The 17,556-nt window shown below is 46.0% G+C and carries 15 protein-coding genes and 1 tRNA gene; 6 read left to right on the top strand and 10 right to left on the bottom strand.

All coding sequences use genetic code 11. From position 1 onward, the window contains the following. The first annotated feature begins 115 nt into the window (after nt 1-115). Entirely contained in the window at nt 116-1,336 is a 1,221-nt protein-coding gene (locus OM95_RS11300; protein ID WP_291516193.1) for a hypothetical protein, read from the top strand. 55 nt (nt 1,337-1,391) lie between these two features. On the opposite strand, the gene OM95_RS11295 is transcribed toward OM95_RS11300, so the two are convergent. After that, nucleotides 1,392-1,991: a hypothetical protein gene (locus OM95_RS11295; protein WP_291516191.1), complete on the bottom strand. Its 600-nt coding sequence runs from the start codon at nt 1,989-1,991 to the stop codon at nt 1,392-1,394. A 131-nt stretch (nt 1,992-2,122) separates the two neighbouring features. On the opposite strand from OM95_RS11295, the gene OM95_RS11290 reads away from it, so the two are divergent. Both OM95_RS11290 and OM95_RS11285 read left to right on the top strand, forming a co-directional pair. Beyond that, nucleotides 2,123-2,728, top strand: a complete 606-nt coding sequence (locus OM95_RS11290; RefSeq protein ID WP_291516190.1) for a TetR/AcrR family transcriptional regulator — start codon at nt 2,123-2,125, stop codon at nt 2,726-2,728. Continuing rightward, nucleotides 2,728-3,222: a hypothetical protein gene (locus tag OM95_RS11285; RefSeq protein ID WP_041873794.1), complete on the top strand. Its 495-nt coding sequence runs from the start codon at nt 2,728-2,730 to the stop codon at nt 3,220-3,222. The genes OM95_RS11290 and OM95_RS11285 overlap by 1 nt, the downstream gene beginning before the upstream one ends. A 212-nt stretch (nt 3,223-3,434) precedes the next feature. Here the strand turns inward: OM95_RS11285 and OM95_RS11280 are convergent. The 3 genes from OM95_RS11280 to OM95_RS11270 form a co-directional block, all read right to left on the bottom strand. Further along, nucleotides 3,435-3,510, bottom strand: a tRNA-Val gene (locus OM95_RS11280). A gap of 65 nt (nt 3,511-3,575) precedes the next feature. Then, nucleotides 3,576-4,154, bottom strand: a complete 579-nt coding sequence (locus OM95_RS11275) for a hypothetical protein (RefSeq protein ID WP_041873792.1) — start codon at nt 4,152-4,154, stop codon at nt 3,576-3,578. A gap of 9 nt (nt 4,155-4,163) precedes the next feature. Then, nucleotides 4,164-5,267 carry a helix-turn-helix domain-containing protein gene (locus OM95_RS11270; RefSeq protein WP_041873789.1) on the bottom strand — a complete coding sequence of 368 codons (1,104 nt, stop codon included), beginning with the start codon at nt 5,265-5,267 and terminating at the stop codon, nt 4,164-4,166. Nucleotides 5,268-5,624: 357 nt separating this feature from the next. Between OM95_RS11270 and OM95_RS11265 the strand changes: the two genes are divergently transcribed. Further along, nucleotides 5,625-6,794, top strand: coding sequence for an SUMF1/EgtB/PvdO family nonheme iron enzyme (locus OM95_RS11265; protein WP_041873787.1), 1,170 nt, complete (start codon nt 5,625-5,627; stop codon nt 6,792-6,794). A gap of 163 nt (nt 6,795-6,957) precedes the next feature. On the opposite strand, the gene lon is transcribed toward OM95_RS11265, so the two are convergent. Further along, complete coding sequence (gene lon, locus OM95_RS11260; RefSeq protein WP_041873785.1) at nt 6,958-9,459, bottom strand: endopeptidase La; 2,502 nt, start codon at nt 9,457-9,459, stop codon at nt 6,958-6,960. Between the two features lie 407 nt (nt 9,460-9,866). Between lon and OM95_RS11255 the strand changes: the two genes are divergently transcribed. Next, nucleotides 9,867-11,318: an ATP-binding protein gene (locus OM95_RS11255; RefSeq protein WP_291516189.1), complete on the top strand. Its 1,452-nt coding sequence runs from the start codon at nt 9,867-9,869 to the stop codon at nt 11,316-11,318. Beyond that, complete coding sequence (locus OM95_RS11250) at nt 11,318-11,710, top strand: response regulator (RefSeq protein ID WP_291516187.1); 393 nt, start codon at nt 11,318-11,320, stop codon at nt 11,708-11,710. Before OM95_RS11255 ends, OM95_RS11250 begins: the two co-directional genes overlap by 1 nt. A gap of 49 nt (nt 11,711-11,759) precedes the next feature. Here the strand turns inward: OM95_RS11250 and OM95_RS11245 are convergent, their stop codons facing one another. The 5 genes from OM95_RS11245 to OM95_RS11225 form a co-directional block, all read right to left on the bottom strand. Further along, entirely contained in the window at nt 11,760-12,089 is a 330-nt protein-coding gene (locus OM95_RS11245; protein WP_041873782.1) for a cysteine rich repeat-containing protein, read from the bottom strand. 154 nt (nt 12,090-12,243) lie between these two features. Then, a complete protein-coding gene (locus tag OM95_RS11240; protein ID WP_291516185.1) occupies nt 12,244-12,831 on the bottom strand; it encodes an SCO family protein in 588 nt (195 codons plus the stop codon). 10 nt (nt 12,832-12,841) lie between these two features. After that, a complete protein-coding gene (locus OM95_RS11235) occupies nt 12,842-13,573 on the bottom strand; it encodes a formylglycine-generating enzyme family protein (protein WP_291516183.1) in 732 nt (243 codons plus the stop codon). Further along, nucleotides 13,570-15,066, bottom strand: a complete 1,497-nt coding sequence (nirK, locus tag OM95_RS11230) for a copper-containing nitrite reductase (RefSeq protein WP_291516181.1) — start codon at nt 15,064-15,066, stop codon at nt 13,570-13,572. Before nirK ends, OM95_RS11235 begins: the two co-directional genes overlap by 4 nt. Nucleotides 15,067-15,093: 27 nt before the next feature. Next, complete coding sequence (locus OM95_RS11225; RefSeq protein WP_041873776.1) at nt 15,094-17,382, bottom strand: nitric-oxide reductase large subunit; 2,289 nt, start codon at nt 17,380-17,382, stop codon at nt 15,094-15,096. Nucleotides 17,383-17,556: the final 174 nt, after the last annotated feature.

Here is a 17,556-nt window from a genome sequence, read left to right as displayed (position 1 = left end):
TGACATATTCGTCTCTTCAATTCGTTTTAAATGACATCTGAATCAAATTTGCTCCCGTATCAAAGTCTTCCTAAAATTTTTAGAAAGCTACGCGAACCAAAAAATGGAGTTTGAAATGAAGCTCGTTATGAAATTCCTTCCTATCCTCTTCGCGATCGTATCAATGGGATGTTCTGGTGGTGGCGGAGGCGGCGATCAAGACGCTCTTCCACAAAGGAATTACAACAAACTCAATCTGGGCGATGGCCAGTTGGCTTCCCGAGTGATCGGCCAAACAAATCTAACTTCTGACTCTTCGGGAACTACGCAAACGAAACTCCGCACCCCAATAGGCTTGGATCTGGATTCCTATGGAATTCTTCGAGTGACCGAGTTTTTGAATAATCGAATTACCACCTTCGCCACCATCACCGCAAATTCAGGAACTGGCGCCGAGGCCGTCTTGGGTCAAACGAGCTTCACTAGTGGCGGAGCCAACGGCGGTGCGGGGGCAGGTCGTCCCAGTGCGAACACGCTTTATCGCCCTACCGCCGCTAAAACAATTGGTCCGAAGTTGATCGTCGCAGATTCTTTTAATCATCGAGTGCTGATTTACAATGCGACTCCCACGACAGGAAATCCCAATGCGGACGTTGTCATCGGGGCTCAAGATTTTGTGACACCCATGCCAGGGGTGTGCGCCGCCAATACACTGCACTTTCCTACCCACGTCACCTATGTAAATGGAAAGCTGATCATCACCGACAGCGGAAACCATCGTGTTTTGATTTATGACTCGGTCCCCGCCGGAAATCTACCCACCCCCTCCTTAGTGATCGGACAACCCGACCTCGTCACTTGTGATGCGACAAGTATTAACGGCGCTACGGCGTCTCGACTTTACGGTCCTACCAGTGTTTGGACCGATGGAAATAAATTCGTTGTTGCTGACAGAGAAAATCACCGCGTGCTTATTTGGAACTCATTCCCCACGCAAAATGGACAGCCTGCTGACGTCGTCTTAGGTCAGCCCGACTTCGCATCTAACACCGCCAATATCGGCGGCCTTTCTGCCACCAGTATGAATCTTCCCTATTCAGTCACATCAAATCCTTCAGGACAGCTTTTCTTATCCGAACAAGGAAACAATCGCGTGCTTATTTGGGACCAATTCCCAACAGCCAATCAACAAGCCGCAGATCGAGTGCTCGGACAAAGTAGTATGAACACGAACTCTGCACCGAACCCACCCAATGCAGGTTCTATGGCAACTCCAGGAGAAGTGATCTTTGCAGAAAACAGTTTGATCGTCGCGGACTCTATGAATAATCGAGTTCTAATTTTTGATAGTAAATAGCACCCAGGACAGAGAACTTTCTTATCCCTCAATAAGGAGGACAACAACGGTGCGCTTAAAACCGTCTGGATTCATCAACGACTTTAATCCTGGCCAAAATTTCCGGAGAAAAATAGCTCTTAAGAAACATATTTAGATGAGAGCTCGATGGCTGATAGTGACCGCTCTTATTCGAAACACTAAAAATGGTGCCATCTCTATTTAAAGATATCTCGCCAGCCATCAAAACAGGCTGACCTTGCGCCAGTGAACTATGCTTCAACCGAGTGAAGCCAGATTGGTTTGAACTCAACGGGTACACATGCATTTCACCTGTGGTATTAACGATAAAAATAAAGTCCAAAGAGTTTTCAAAGCGGGAAATGAGCTTTCCTGACGGTCCCACTGTCGCGGCGGTCATTTTCAGTTCTTCCGTGGTTAAATAGCGCGTCTTCATAAAGATTCTCTGTGCACGTTGCCCGCGACCGAACATACCAGAAGACGTTTCTATAAATACCCCGTTTTCTTCGCCAACAAACTGCTGTTTCAAATTGAGACGCGGAATGGAGTCAAATTTTGCTGATGAAACGTTAAAAACCTGGGCACATAGACCTTGCCCATGAGCACCAAATCCAATCAGCAAGGAACTTAAAGCGAAAATAATCAGAGTCTTCATGCCCGAAAGAAAATGCAATACCGAGACCGGAAATCAGGAGGGGACCATGCTCTGTTCCATAAGGAATCGATTTTGATAACTCATCGTCCATAATATTGACCGATCGGTCAATATTATGGAATCCTACATTCATGAAATCGAACGCGGACCAAAGAAAAGAGCGGGGCAAGCAAACTCGCCAACGTATAATAGATGCGGCTTTAGCCATCATGATAGAGGACGGCCCTAAGTGTTTGACGGCCGGGCTCATTACGAAAAGAGCTGAAGTCAGTAAAGCGATCCTTTTCCATCACTTTAATGATCTCGAAGATGTTTCTATTGCAGTTTTTGAAGAGATCTTTGAACGGTTCTCAGTATCAATGGAAGGATCTAGGCATAAATCTGTCTCAGATTTCGTAATGCAAATGGGACTTGGTGTTATCAATGCCCCATTCTCACACCGAAAAATATCAGCGGCATTTCTTTATTTTTACGAGCGCTCCGCCCATAACGAGGTCTTTCGAAAGTTGCAGGTTAGAACCATGGAATTGCTGTTAGAGCACATTCGTAAAAACCTTGAGTCAATACTGAATCGCCCCCTCAGCAAAGACGAGGTCGAAGTAGTGCCTCTTCTGATAACGATGTGCCTTGAGGGTTTAGGCAAGTTTTGCATTATTTTTAAGGACAGAAGCCATCTGGAAGCAGCCTGGAGAAAGTTTTCCAATGGAATTAATGAACTGTTTGAAAGGAAAAACTGATGGAGCGAATGAATCTAGATTATCAACGGCAGGATGCGACCCTTACGTTAAAACAAGCCTTAGACGAGTACTATCGAGCTAACCCTCATCTTCTAGATATAAATAAATTTACAAATGAAACTGGGGAGTTCTTTCGCTGCCATGATCGAATTCACGTTATTTTTGGTTGCGATACGAGCTTTGTCGGCGAAGCAAAAGCTGATTTTTGGACGATCTTGGGGGCCGATATAGGATTTAAAAACTACCTAAAATTTGCTACAAGCCCCATTGTCCGAGACCTACTCCAAGATATCAGGGCAAAAATGACTGCGGAGGCGAAAATGAGGCTGCGACAGGATATACGCAGAAATTTTTTTCAAGCGCTGCTTACACCCGTAACGGTTTACTTTAAAGCGCGTCGTATGAATCGAAAATGGCCTTGGAAAAATAGCGATCATTTGTTGGATCGGCCCTTGTATGAACTTAGAAGGGAGTTTGGAATAGAGATTTTTTAAGGTGATCATAAGCCACCGGTTTTGGTGTCCAAACCTGTTCCAAAATTTTGTAAAACTACTGATCCGGACTTTTTGTCCGGATTTTTTATTGTCGGACACCTGGCTTCATAAACCGCACAATTTTTAGATTATAGTTCGACAACTTCAACCCCTTGAGGGGCAAATTCACATTTTTAGGCATAAAAAAACCCGCTTGAAAGGCGGGTTAAATTTGGTAGGGAATGCCGGATTCGAACCGACGACATCCACCTTGTAAGGGTGGCGCTCTACCAACTGAGCTAATTCCCTATCGTTCAGAAGGATCATTTTGTAACAATGGTCCTTCTGAATAGCAATATCTTTTTTAATGATTCTTACTTTTTTATATCTTCCAAGCAGACTTTTTGAGTCAAATGGGCAGAGATCTTCATAATTTGCATATGAACCATGCCTTCGATGCCTTTGCTATCAAGAGCACCCATAGAAAGCACCATCACCGCTTCGGTTGGCAAGTCCCCTTTTAAAGGCGGAATTGTCAGATCCTGCAAGTCCTTCTCGCTAAATGCCGACAATTGGACTCGGTAAGTTGCGCCCAATCGGCTTGTCATTTGGGCAAGCACTTTATTGCTTCTTTCGATGCCCACGCCTGTTGCAAGAACTCGGCAAGTGTCGCCGTCGAACTGCTTCACTTGCAGCTGACGAATACCCGTCGCTTTTTGGCGAACTACTTTCAAGGCAAAGTAAGAAGTGAAATCCCCTTGCTCCACTTTCCACAAACCTTGGATATCTGACCACGGGAACGGCTGCACCATTGCCCAAGGCCACGGAACCCAGCGGTCATCGCCCGCTGGCATAATATGTTCTTCTTCAGTCGGAACTTCATAGTAATTCGCTGCCGAAGCTGTGAATCCCATGAAGCCAATCAATGTAGCTATAAATAAGCTGCGTAACATGAATCCCCCCTAGTGCTCGAAATGAACTCGAGCCGCTTTATTCATGTAGTAACCATTTTTGGCTCTAAAAATATATTTAGGTTTCTCGTAATCCGGTTCAATAAGTTTACGAAGACGTTTGATGGTCACGTAAATCTTGTTGTCATGGATTGCAGGATCGTACGGTTGCTTCCATACGTTTTCAACCAAGAATTCTTTGGAATAAATGTGACCTTGATTCTGAACAAAAAGTCGCAATAGATCCAAAAGAATGAATTGGTTTTTGAAGTCGATACGGCCCAATTTTTTCTCGATCACCGAGTGATTGGGCTCATCAAAAACAAGATCGAAGTTTGTCTGCGTCTCGCCGCCGATTTTTTCAGCCAACGCCTTCACCATACGCCCCAAACGGCGATGATTTTCAGAGTCTACGGATTTTTGTGCAAGCGTGATGTAAGTTCTTGCCATGTCTTTGTCGCCGATTTCGAAATACGCATCAGCCAAGCCACCCATAAGATAGTTCGACATAACAACATTGCGAGTCTCTTTGACGATGTCATAAGCTTTCCAAAGCACTTCGATTGCCTCGTCGTACTTTTTCATCTGCTTTAAGATGTCCGCATTTAAAAACAATGACGACGCTTGAAGGTCAGGCATTTGATACACCTGGAAGAAGACTTGTAGATTGTAGATCTCTTTCAGAGCGTCGGAATGACGGGCCGTCGCAGGATGTGAATACACCATCGCCAAACCGAAGATCGCGTGACAAATATCTTCCTTATTGTCAGAAGCAAGACCGATAGCCAATGCTTTTTGCAAATAGTCCATTGCGGTCTCTAGTTGACCCTTGTAAGAGGCGCACACTGCGAGTGTGTAGTAAGTCTTGGAGTTAAGTTCAAAGCCTTCTTTTAGAACTAGATCTTGCAGCTTTTCTTTTGTCGAATTGATTTCTTCAAATTGCTCGCGCTCAGCGAAGATGCGCAGAAGCAAGTTAAGGCACTTTAAGTATTGAGAGAAATTTTTCTCAGCGAAGTATCCTTTAGAAGCCTCTTGAAGATGCTCCACCGCAGGAGAAAACTCTCCACGGTCACAGTATAACTTGCCGAGCTCAAAGGCGCGATCTAGTTGGTTCATAAGTTCCTAAAACTCCAAAACAAATTTCAAATTGCTCGCAGGGATACAGGTTTTTACAGATTGTCAGGATTTCGTCAATGTAAGACGCAGACGGTTGCCTACAAAACGGGCATGTTGAGAATTGATTTCAGCAATGTAATAGAATCCGCTTCCTGTGCGGCAAATAACGCAGTGAGCGTCGAGCAGATTTAATGATTTTTTCTTTGCCAAGATCAGAGTTGTTCTTTTTTAACCCCGATTTTAGTCCAAACGTACTGTTCCAAAAGTCCGATTTTTGCGTCTGAACACAAGAGCAGTTCATAACAGAGTCAAAAATCAGTGAAGATAAAGGAGAACTCCCTTTCAAAGGCTGACGAAATGCAATTGGTTCGATGGTGTTTTCTTGTTCTAGCGCTTACCACACTTCTCTCGGCGTGTTCTTCTTCCTCTGACGAGGAAGCCCCAGGCTCCGAAAACACGTCGACACAAAAGCCGCCGGTAAATTCGCCATCGCCGTCGCCAACTCCAACGCCTCCAGAGCCGACCAATCCGGCGCCAGAACCAAATCCTGCCCCAACACCGACACCGACGCCACCAGCTCCCGCGCCAGCGCCAGAACCAGCGCCAGTGCCAACCCCGACTCCGGAACCAGTCCCGGTGCCGGCACCAACTCCGACACCCACGCCAAGTCCAAGTCCTGCTCCTCAACCCACTCCAGAACCACAGCCCTCGCCAAGTCCTGTTCCCGAGCCTCCAGTCGGAACGACCTGTCCAACGAACTATGAATTGGTCGCGGCCAATTCATCTTTAGGGACGAATGCCTTCTGTATAGCTAAGTTCGAAATGAAAAAAGTGAACTCAATCGCAACCTCACAAGCGGCGGGAAAACCTTGGCTGGCCGGCAAAGCAGTTGCGACAAGTGCATGTGCAGCCATTGGGCCTCACTATCGACTTCCCACCAATGCGGAATGGAATGCAGCGGCCTTGGAAATCTACAATAACGCCGCCAATTGGTCGGGCAACGCTCACAAAACGGGAAGACTTTATACCGGATTTTATTCTGGCTGGACGGAGCCGATCGAAATTTCTGATATAACAAATCCATATTCAGGCACAGGTAGAAGCAGTGGCTCTGAACGAAGAACCTTTGTTCTGGCAAGTGGCGATGTGATTTGGGATTTCGCTGGAAATGCGTGGGAGTGGGTTAGTGACACAATTTATGGAAGTTCCTACACGCCCGATTTATCAAGTCCCTACGGTCGCAATTATCACAACAATAACTGGGACGTGAAACCGGGTTCGAAGCAGCTTTTTGATTTTACTGGAATGGCTTCTGTGCCTAAGAACGATGTGTATATGGGAAATCTTTTCGGCGGCAGCAACGGAAAGGTAATTCGTGGCGGAGCCGTTTGTATTCATTCTCCAGGCACCACCGGGATCTTTACCGCAAACATCGGTGATATCACAGCTGATGACATGCAAGCACCTGCCTCGTGGAATCTTCGAATGAATAACGTCGGTTTCCGGTGCGTAACAGTACCTCAATAGAATCATTTAGCGGGGGAAGATGCCGCAGAACTTTTTAGTACGGCATTTTCCCCTCACATGTGCGAGCCACCAAAGAGCTTCGCGCCCTATTTAGCTTTAAAAAATGAACAAAAAAAGGGTCGGTATTTCTACCGACCCTTCGCTTTCAGATTTTTCTTAGTTCTTAGTGATGATGGTGCACAGACTGGCCTGTGTATTGAGCTTTGATTCCGAACTCAGTCTCTTTTTGAACTTTGAAAAGTTCTTTTGGAGATTTGATGTCCAAAGCGTTGATCAACACTTGATCCACGTGGTCTACCAAGATGACCTTCAAGTCTTTCATCACTTCCTTAGGAATGTCCTTAAGATCTTTTTCGTTTTCCTTAGGACAGATGATGATCTTGATGCCACCGCGGTGAGCCGCAAGAATCTTTTCTTTCAAACCACCGATCGCCATCACGCGACCGCGAAGTGAAATTTCTCCCGTCATTGCCACAGTTCTCTTCACTGGAACTTTCATGATCGCCGAAACAATCGAAGTCGTCAGTGCGATACCCGCTGAAGGACCGTCTTTAGGAACAGCGCCCTCTGGCAAATGGATGTGCACGTCGATGTTCGAGAAGTACTCTTTATCCAAACCGAACAAAGGACCTCTGGAGCGAACGTAGCTCATCGCTGCGGAACAAGATTCTTTCATCACATCGCCCAGCTGACCCGTGACTGTGAATTTGCCTTTACCAGGCACCACACTCACTTCGACAGCCAGAAGATCACCGCCCACTTCCGTCCAAGCCATACCGTTCGTTAAACCGATTTCGTTTTCCGTCTCGATCACGCCGAACTTGAACTTGTGAGGACCTAGCAATTCCACAAGTTTTTGTGGAGTCACCACGTAACCGGCATTTTTGCCGTTAGCGGATTTTTCTGTCGTTTTCGAAGCTTTCTTGGCAGAGCCTTTTTTAGCGGCTTTGGCGCCTTCAGCTTTGAAGTTTTCAACAGTTTCGCCCATCACGATTTCCTTAGCGACCTTACGGCACACATTGGCCATTTGTCTTTCTAAGTTACGGACGCCGGCTTCCTTCGTGTAGTAACGAATGATGTCGCGGATCGTTTCGTCTTTGATCGTGACTTTATAATTTTTCAATCCATGGTTTTCCAATTGCTTAGGAACTAGATAGTTCTTAGCGATATGGAATTTTTCCTGCTCAATGTAGCCTTCAAGATTGATGATCTCCATACGATCCAAAAGAGGTCTTGGAATTGTATGCAATGAGTTCGCTGTCGCGATAAACATCACTTTTGAAAGGTCGTATTCAAGCTCCAAGTAGTGATCTTGGAAGTTGTTGTTTTGCTCAGGATCCAAAACCTCAAGCATGGCCGCTGCTGGGTCACCACGGAAATCATTCGCCATTTTGTCGATCTCATCGAGCAACACAAGCGGATTCCCTTTGTCGACTTTACGAAGTGCTTGCAGGATTTTACCTGGCATCGCACCGACGTAAGTTTTTCTGTGACCGCGGATCTCTGCTTCGTCACGCACGCCACCCAAAGAGATACGCGCGAAAGGACGATTCAAAGATTCAGCAATCGATCTTGCAAGAGATGTCTTACCGACCCCTGGAGGACCTGCCAAACAAAGGATTGGACCCTTCATGTCTTTCGAAATTGAAAGAACGGCAAGGTATTCAAGAATACGGTCTTTTACTTTTTCCAAGCCCCAGTGATCATCATCAAGGATGCGTTGAGCATTCTTAAGATCATGCTTCTCTTCGTTATAGTCATACCAAGGAAGAGAAAGAACCCAGTCGATGTAGTTACGAACCACGGTCGCTTCCGCAGACATCGGTGACATCATTTTGAGTTTTTTAATCTCTTTCATGACCTTGTCTTTGGCTTCTTGGGACATTTTCTTAGCTTTAGTTTTTACTTCTAAATCCTGAAGTTCGGCTTGGTAGTCGTCTTTTTCACCAAGCTCTTTTTGGATCGCCTGCATTTGTTCATTCAAATAGTACTCTTTTTGAGAGCGCTCCATTTGTTTCTTCACGCGAGTGCGGATCTTTTTCTCTACTTCAAGGATCTCGATTTCACCTGTCATTAGATTCAACAAGTGCTCAAGACGTTTTGAAGGATCAATGATCTCTAGAACGGCCTGCTTGTCTTCGAGTTTCAAGTTCAATTGAGCAACGATAATGTCCGCCAACTCACCTGGATTCTCGATCGTCGATACGCGCATCAAGATTTCTGGTGGAATGCGCTTATTCAGCTTCACATAAGTTTCGAAAGTCGATTTTACGGAGCGAACAAGGGCTTGGGCTTCTACGATGTTTGTAGAATCTTCATCCAAGGCTTCACAGGAAACCATGAAGAAGTTGTCGTTGTTTACGAAATTCTTAATCTTTACACGACGTTTACCTTCGACCAGAACTTTTACAGTTCCATCTGGCAAACGCAGTAGTTGGATAATTGTACCGACTGTACCGATAGCAAAGATATCTTTGGGCTCGGGATTGTTCGTCTTGGCATCTTTTTGCGCCGCTAGAACGATGTCTGTTTGTTTGCTCATCGCCTCTTCAAGAGCATTGATGCTCTTTTCGCGGCCGACAAACAAAGGCATCATCATATGCGGAAAAATGATGAGGTCTCTTAGGGGCAAAAGTGGTAGTTGTTGAACTTTTCCCTCGCTCATATATCTCCCTCCCTTGGGTTAACGAGCAGACTCGTTCCTTCTCAGACTCGAGCCAAATCAACTCCGGTTAAAAATCCGTTTCAACCTTCGTTAGATTCCTGTACTCAGTCTAACTATGAGTACGATTACTGGGAAGTAAATATATTCGGAAAAAAAAGAGTTCTGGCCCTTGCCATATGTTCATTTGCTCATTTTATGGGCATCATAAAGAAGGGTGATGTTAGCCGAAAAGTATTCTTATTTGTGTCGGATTTTGAGAATCTTTCTTAAATGTAATACCAGGCCATTCGATTTTCATGCCAATTTTCAATAAATTGTTCGATAAGTGCACTGTGACACCCAGAGACTCCAGGCATTGGCTCCGCAGAAACTCTCTTTCTTTAAAGCTCCTCATCGCGACATGGGCAGTGAGTTCCTTTGCCACATTGATTCTAACGGCATTTCAGCTGATCATGGACTATCAACGCGATTTTGATAAGCTTCAGAACAACTTCGTTATCATCAAAAACTCCTACCTCGACTCGATGGCGGAACATCTTTGGTCTTATGACACCAGACTGCTAGAAATACAGCTGGACGGACTTAGCCGTTTGCAGGGGGTTAGCTACCTTCGTCTTGTGGCGGACAACAAAACAATCTACGAATCGGGACAAACTGAGCCCACCGAAGAAAATCACAAGCGCTTTGATATCTATCATAAAAACACCAACGAAATTTTGGGTACCCTTGATGTCGAGTTGGATGTACGCAGCTTGCGCCAGAAATATTTTGAAGAGGCGTTTTTAATCTTCATCCGCCAGGCCGCCAAAACGCTGGTGGTGGTTTTCTGTCTGTACTTTATCTTCAACCGTATTCTCGTCGTTCACATTCAGCGCATCGCTGACTACCTAAAAGGCATCGGCGTGCGCGAAAACCGCAGTCTGGAACTTAAAAGGCGATCCCACCAAGGTGAAGACGAACTGGATGTCCTAGTCGATTCGATCAACCAGTTCCGATCCGAGCGCCTGGAAGCGAATCAGAAGTTGGAAACTCTGAATATGGCCCTGGAACAAAAAGTGACGGAACGCACGCGTCAGTTGACCACTAAAAATGAAAGCTTAGAGAAGGCCATGCTGCAAATCAAACGCATGCAGGCGACTTTGGTGGCGCAAGAACGTTTGGCCTCTTTGGGCAGTCTGACCGCGAGTGTCGCGCATGAGATTCGCAACCCTCTTAATTTCGTCTTAAATTTCAGTGAGCTCCTTACTGATTCGGAAAACCTGGATGAGGTGAAAGAAGTCAGCCGCGTTATTTTAAAGCACAGCCAACGCATCGATCAGATTGTACGCTCGATGCAGATTTTGTCTGGATATGACAGTGACGTGCTGGAAGTCACAGACATCAACGAAATCATCAAACGTGCCTATCAGGATACGATTTCCAATCGAGCCCTGAGTTCTGCCTACGTACCGCCAAAGGTGACCTATCGCCTGGCTGACGATATTTCGGTGCCTGTTTACGCTACGTCTTTATTACGTGCTCTAACCAACGTCATCGACAACGCTATCCACGCCTTGGAAAAGAAAGTTCTTATCAATAAAAATTTCGAGCCCGAACTCACATTAGCAACTGTCGTGCGTGGGGACATGGTCGAAATTATTATCCGCGATAACGGCGTCGGGATTCCCGCAATTTTAGGTGAAAAAATTTTCGATCCTTTTTTGACAACAAAGTCCGCAGGCGAAGGCGCGGGTTTGGGTTTGACTGTTGCATTTAATATTGCTCAAAAACATGGAGGAACCCTAAGATATACGAGTGAGTTTGGCCAATGGACAGAGTTCGTTTTGGCCATTCCTCTTGTACATGAAAGACTGACGTAATGATTCATATTGTGATTGTAGATGACGAGGCGGATACGCATCTTCTCTATAAACTGAAATTCAAAAAACTCATTCCCACTTTGGGCGAGCTAAATCTGGTGTCCTTTTTGAGCGCGCAAGAGTGCCTGGACTATTTGCACCGAAAAGACATTCCCCGGGTTGATCTTATACTTTCAGATATCAATATGCCCGGCATGGATGGATTTGAACTTCTGCAGAAAGTTCATGAATTCAATAGCAGCATTCCGGTGTATATGGTGAGCGCTTATGAATCCCCTGAGTATCGCATTAAAGCGGATAGCCTGGGGGCTTCGCGCTTTCTAAGCAAGCCCGTGGACTTCCATCTTCTTGTTGAAATGCTTCGCAAAGATCTGACAGCTCTTCCTTCTTAAATGCCCGTGGAAAATTTTGTGGAAAACGAGCGGAGGAACCGCCCGTCCTTTATGGCCATTGACTTTGTAGCTGATTTTTTTTGTTTTGCAGGGAATTATCCAAACCCACCTTGCAGGCGTTGGAAAGATCCGTCGTATGATCACGCAAACATTTAACCACGCGCCTAGTACGACAGTCCTCAGAAAGTTTCTCGCTGTTTTCATCCAAACAAGTTAAAAAAGCTCCTCCGCCTGGCTCAGCATTCTGGCAAAACTTTTGAAGTTCCGACACACACGGATCCAAAAGTGATCGATTGTTTTGTGCTAATACTTCGATGGAAAAAATAAATCCCAGAGCTAAGGACAGAGTGAGCATGCCAGCAATGACTTGCTCCTTCATATATCCCCCTTTTCCGAAATAGATCTTAGAAAAGGGTTTTCAGACTATAAATAAGAAAGCGGACGTCGTGTCTTTATACAAACAGAGTCTTAAAAACATGACGCCGCTGCAATTTTTAGAGGAAAGGAATCTCTCTTTTGAAGCAGTTCCTGCTCTATTTCAACTTCTTAATCTCGTCGACAAATTTTTGATCTTTAGTATTCAGACCATCCTTCTGGGCAATCACGACACCTTCACCATCCAACAAGAACACTGAGTTTGAATGAATATATTCACCGTTAGGAAGCTTCTTAAATCTCACTCCCAAAGCAGCCGCCAGCTCAGTCACTGTCGAGGCATCGCTTTTCATCACCGACCAATTCTTTCCCAACTTTCTTTTACTAAGAAACTGTTGCATTGTTTCCGAAGTCTCGTGGTCCGAATCAAACGAGAACAGGGTCACAGGCATGTTCTTTTTAGTTTCAGGAATTTTTTTAAAGATCGCCTGAATATCGTCTACCAACAAAGGACAAGCCGTTTGGCAACGAGTGTACAGCATAGCCACCAGGCGAGGTTCCCCGCGGAGAGAGCTTAACTTCATCTTCTCGCCATTCATCTTCGTCCAGGAACCTTCCAGTTGATAAATGGACGCCCCGGGAACTGGCGTGCCTGCGCTCATCTCCGCATCTTCGTGGTGATGATGTGCTTCGTGAGCCAACAATGGTAGAGAGAAAAATAGAATTATAAAAATTAATGTCTTCATTAAAAACCTCCTAAAAATCTTGCACACATCTGAATCCCAAAGAAGATGTCGTATACTGTGCGCGTAAACTGGATCGTAAAGCATAACGCATAAAAGCGGCATATTGTTTCGGGTTCTTGGCATTCAAAGCAGCCCCCCCGCAGAACATATCGCGTGCGGGACCTTCCCGAGAATCCCCGGGCATAATCGCGGAAGAAAAGTCCTCGACCCACTCCCACACTAGTCCAGCGGTGTCGTGCAAGCCGAATTTATTTGGTTTTCCCAAACCCACTCCACGCAGATCCTCTTGACCTTTTGCGTACCATCGCAAAGTTTCCGCTTCGGCTTGAGGATTTTGCGCATCACTAAAATATTCCCATTCTGCGATCGTCGGCAACCGCTGTCCGCGCGACTTGCAATATGCCCTGGCTGCAAACCAAGAAATATTCACCACTGGGAAATTTGCAAATTTTGAATCAAAACTCAAATCGCCATTCCACTTTTTCAAATAGGAACCATCGGCGTACAAGGGTTTCACCTTGGACCGAGACCACTCAGGCTGCGCTTTCACAAACGCCAAGAACTGAGCATTCGTCACCGGCGTCCGATTGACTTTAAGACGCCCAATGCGGCTTGCGGATTCGCCTTTATCCTGAAACAAAAGTTGAAAAGTGCCAGAAGGAACGATCACATCGTTCGTTCCCTCGGCACTGATGGCGACTGAACCCCAGAAAAACAGAGCCAGCCAAATCACTGATTTCATTTTTTCGCTCTTTTAACCTCGTCTAAAGTAACGAGATCCCCTTTATTGCCAAAGCTATTGCGAACATAGGTAAGAACGTTGGCAATATCGTCATCGGAAAGTCCCAATGCCGGCATGATACTGTTATAGCTTTTTCCATTCACAGTGATCTGGCCCTGAAGACCATTGGCGACTGTCTGAATCGCTCGTTTTTTGTCCGCCATCAAGAAGTCTGATTTTGCCAAAGGAGGAAAGGCATTCGGAACTCCTTCGCCACCCGCCTGATGACAGGCCAAACAGTTCTGCTTGTAAACGATTTCACCGGCGCGCATACGAGCTTCCAAAGAATCTCCCGCAGGTGGTTCTTTCCTTTGTTCTTGCGAAATAGGGACGATGTTTTGCCCCTCTGGCAAGTAAACGGCGTCTTTAGTTTTACCAGTATAAACCTTGCTATTATGCTCTCCCGGAACCTTCAGCATGCCCAAAGCACCTTTATTGAAGGCACGGAAAATCGCGTGATCCACCAAGATAAAGTTACCTGGTGTATCCATTCGGAAGTCGACAATAGCGGCGCCTCCGGCGGGAATCATAGTGGTCTGAACATTTTTCTGCGAAACTTTTGTTCCGCCTTCTTGATAGACATGGTCAAAGATTTCGCCAATGACGTGGAAAGAAGACGAAAGATTCGGACCTCCATTACCTACAAAAAGTCGAACAGTTTCACCTTGATTAGCCATCAAAGCATTGTTGTCAGTCAGTGCTCCGACAGCTCCGTTAAAGACCACGTAATCGGGTTGCTCTTTAATTGCTTTTTCCATGTCAAAAGCTTGCAAACCTCGCTCGCCAAATTTTCCTTTGGTGTAGAAGTCCCCTTGCACTACGTAAAATTCTTTGTCCACTTTCGGCAGACCATGTTTTGGTTCAACATAGATCAGACCATACATTCCATTGGCGATATGCATCCCAACCGGAGCCGTCGCGCAGTGATAAATGTAAAGACCGGCGTTCAGAGCGCGGAAAGAAAATGTAGACGAATGTCCAGGTGCTGTGAATGATCCTTCAGCTCCTCCGCCTGCTCCTGTGACCGCGTGAAGGTCAATATTATGGGGAAGTTTGCTGTCCGGATGATTGGAAAGGGTAAAGTCGACATAGTCGCCCTCTTTAATGCGAATCATAGGACCTGGGACTGTTCCGCCAAAGGTCCAGAAGGTGTACTCAACACCGTCAGCCAGTTTTCCGACTTGTTCACGGACTTCGAGATGAATTTTAACCCGGGCAGGGTCTTTTCGCGAAATCGGTGGCGGAACCTGAGGAGGTGGAAGAGCTTTAAATTCTTCGACGGGTAACTTTTCAATGTCGACATTGTCCTCGGCAATTTTCGCAGATGGCGCTTCCCATTTATCTGAACTGTCACCATCAGACTCTTTTCGAGTGCAGCTTGTTACACCCACGACCAAGGCGGCGGCTAAGGCAACTGCACCGTAAATCCAAGGTTTCCTATATTGAAAATTCACAAAGAACCTCCTTCCGAACATCATGTTCTAATCCTGCGACCCTGATGGGTGATTTCCCTCTGAAAGATCGACTGTTTCTTTAACTGAATAACCTAGCTTTAGACCTATAACGTAATATCCCAGGGCAAGAATGCCAATTGAAAATATGGTATCCCCTATAACTCGAAGCCATCGCAAAGTATCCATTCCCGGTTGCTGCATAAATTCGGCAGAGCGAGCGTACCAAAACCCATGCTCAACGCTCGCGAGCGTTTGTAAGAAGCCGATAGGTAAAACGCTAATAAAGACCATCAAAGCCAATCCGATATTGATGGTCCAGAAAGCAAACGAGATCACTCCATCTTTCCATAGATGTCGTGAGGCCATTCCTTTTAAGACAAATAACATCAGTCCGATTCCAAGCATTCCATAAACACCAAAAAGCGCCGTGTGCCCATGAACGGGCGTCGTGTTCAATCCCTGCATGTAATACAAAGCAATGGGTGGATTGATAAGAAATCCAAAAATTCCCGCGCCTAGCAAATTCCAGAATGCGACGGAGATAAAGAAGTAAATAGGCCACTTATAAGCCTGCAACCACTTCGCAGCTTTGCTGACTTTGAAGTGACTGTATCCTTCAAAACCCAACAAAACCAACGGTACAACTTCAAGAGCACTGAATGTCGCGCCCAAGGCCAGGACCGCTGTGGGTGTGCCGGTGAAATACAAGTGATGAAAAGTTCCTAGGATACCACCCGCCAAAAAAACGATTGTGGAAAACAGCACACTTAAGGTTGCCACCTTCGTATTGATAAGTCCCATTCGAGTAAAGAGGAACGCGATCACAACTGTTGCAAAGACTTCGAAAAAGCCTTCGACCCATAGATGCACGACCCACCATCTCCAATACTCGGCAATGGCTAGATTCGTGTGACGCCCCCACATGAAACCCGCTCCATAAAATATTGCGATAGCTGCGGAGGCGATCATAAACATGGATAGCAGGTGACGATTTTCTCGTTGTTTTTTAAATGCGGGCCAAATCGCTCGGGCCATAAGAAACAACCAAAGAAACAGACCTATCAACAAAAACGACTGCCAGAATCTGCCAAGGTCGACATACTCGTAACCTTGATGGCCAAACCAGAAGTTCGCTTCAAAGCCCAATTTCTGCATGACTCCCATCCACTGTCCGGCCAAAGAGCCCACGACAATAATCAAAAGCGCGATAAATAGAAAATGAACTCCCGCCGCCTGATATTTGGGTTCGTATTCAGAGACCGCCGGCGCAATAAATAGTCCCGTCGCCAGCCAAGAAGTTGCGATCCAGAAAATGCCTAGCTGAACATGCCAGGTCCGGGTGACAGAATAAGGAAGCCACTCGGCCAACGGAAATCCGTAAAATGCGCCACCTTCGACGCCGTAATGGGCCGTCACGGCTCCCAAAATTACCTGTACGACCATCAAAGCACACACCACCCAGAAATATTTCAAAGTGGCTTTCATTGAAGGAGTTGGTTGCAATCCCAGCAACGGATCCAACTTTGGAAGCTTTTCGTTATCTATTTCTTCGCCATGATTGACGGCATAGTAAAATGCCAAAAGAGCAATCCCCGCCAAAAGAAGAACCACGCTAAAGCCCGTCCACAAAATCAGCGCTCCGGTTGGTTCGTTTCCCACCAACTTATCCGGAGGCCAATTATTGGTATACGTGATTTTCTGCCCCGGGCGCTCCGTCACACAGGCCCACGATGACCAAAAGAAAAATGCGTTCATCATCTTCATTCGCTCAGGATCTTTGATCGTGTTGGCGGGTATGGCGTAATCTTCGCGAAGCCCGGCGGTGTCCTCCCCATTCATAAAAAGACTTGAATAGTGTCGCATGTTTTCGGCTATGGCCCGGGCCCGCAATTCGCTGATCCGGATGGCACCTGAAGCCGGGTCATAGGTGTTACGCCGAAGCTCTTTTTTTAGATCCTCTTGCAGCCCTGCTTTTTCCGCATCACTTAACGAGGCGAGTTCTTTTTGATATCGAGACTTGGCCATCTCATAAAGCATGAATGTGGCTTCACGATGCAGCCAGTCCGCGCTCCAGTCGGGAGCCACATAAGCACCATGCCCCCACACCGACCCCAGTTGCTGTCCTCCAATCGATTGCCAAACATTCATGCCGTTTTTGACGTCATCTCCCAAAAAAATCACCGTGCCATTTTCGGTGACAACCTGTTGTGGCCACGGCGGAGCCTCTCGGTAAATTTCCGCCCCATAATAAAGGAGCGTTGCGAAGGACAGGACAATCACCAACGAAAAAAGTATCCAAAGCCTTTTATGGGACACAAAAACCTCTCTGTGCGATGTGGGTCGTGTATTTTGAGTTATACTTCAAAATAGCGCGGAGAGCGGGGCTTCAAGAATTCAATAAATTTTTACCTGTGGTAAATCAGAGTTGTGAGAGATGTCTCTGTGAGAAAACAGTTTCTGCTGAAAAAAGGAAAATAAAAAACCCAAGGC

This window comes from Bdellovibrio sp. ArHS (genome assembly GCF_000786105.1).
Taxonomy (GTDB): Bacteria; Bdellovibrionota; Bdellovibrionia; order Bdellovibrionales; family Bdellovibrionaceae; genus Bdellovibrio.
Note: the sequence above shows the minus strand (reverse complement) of the source record. Positions and strands in the feature narration are given on the sequence as shown.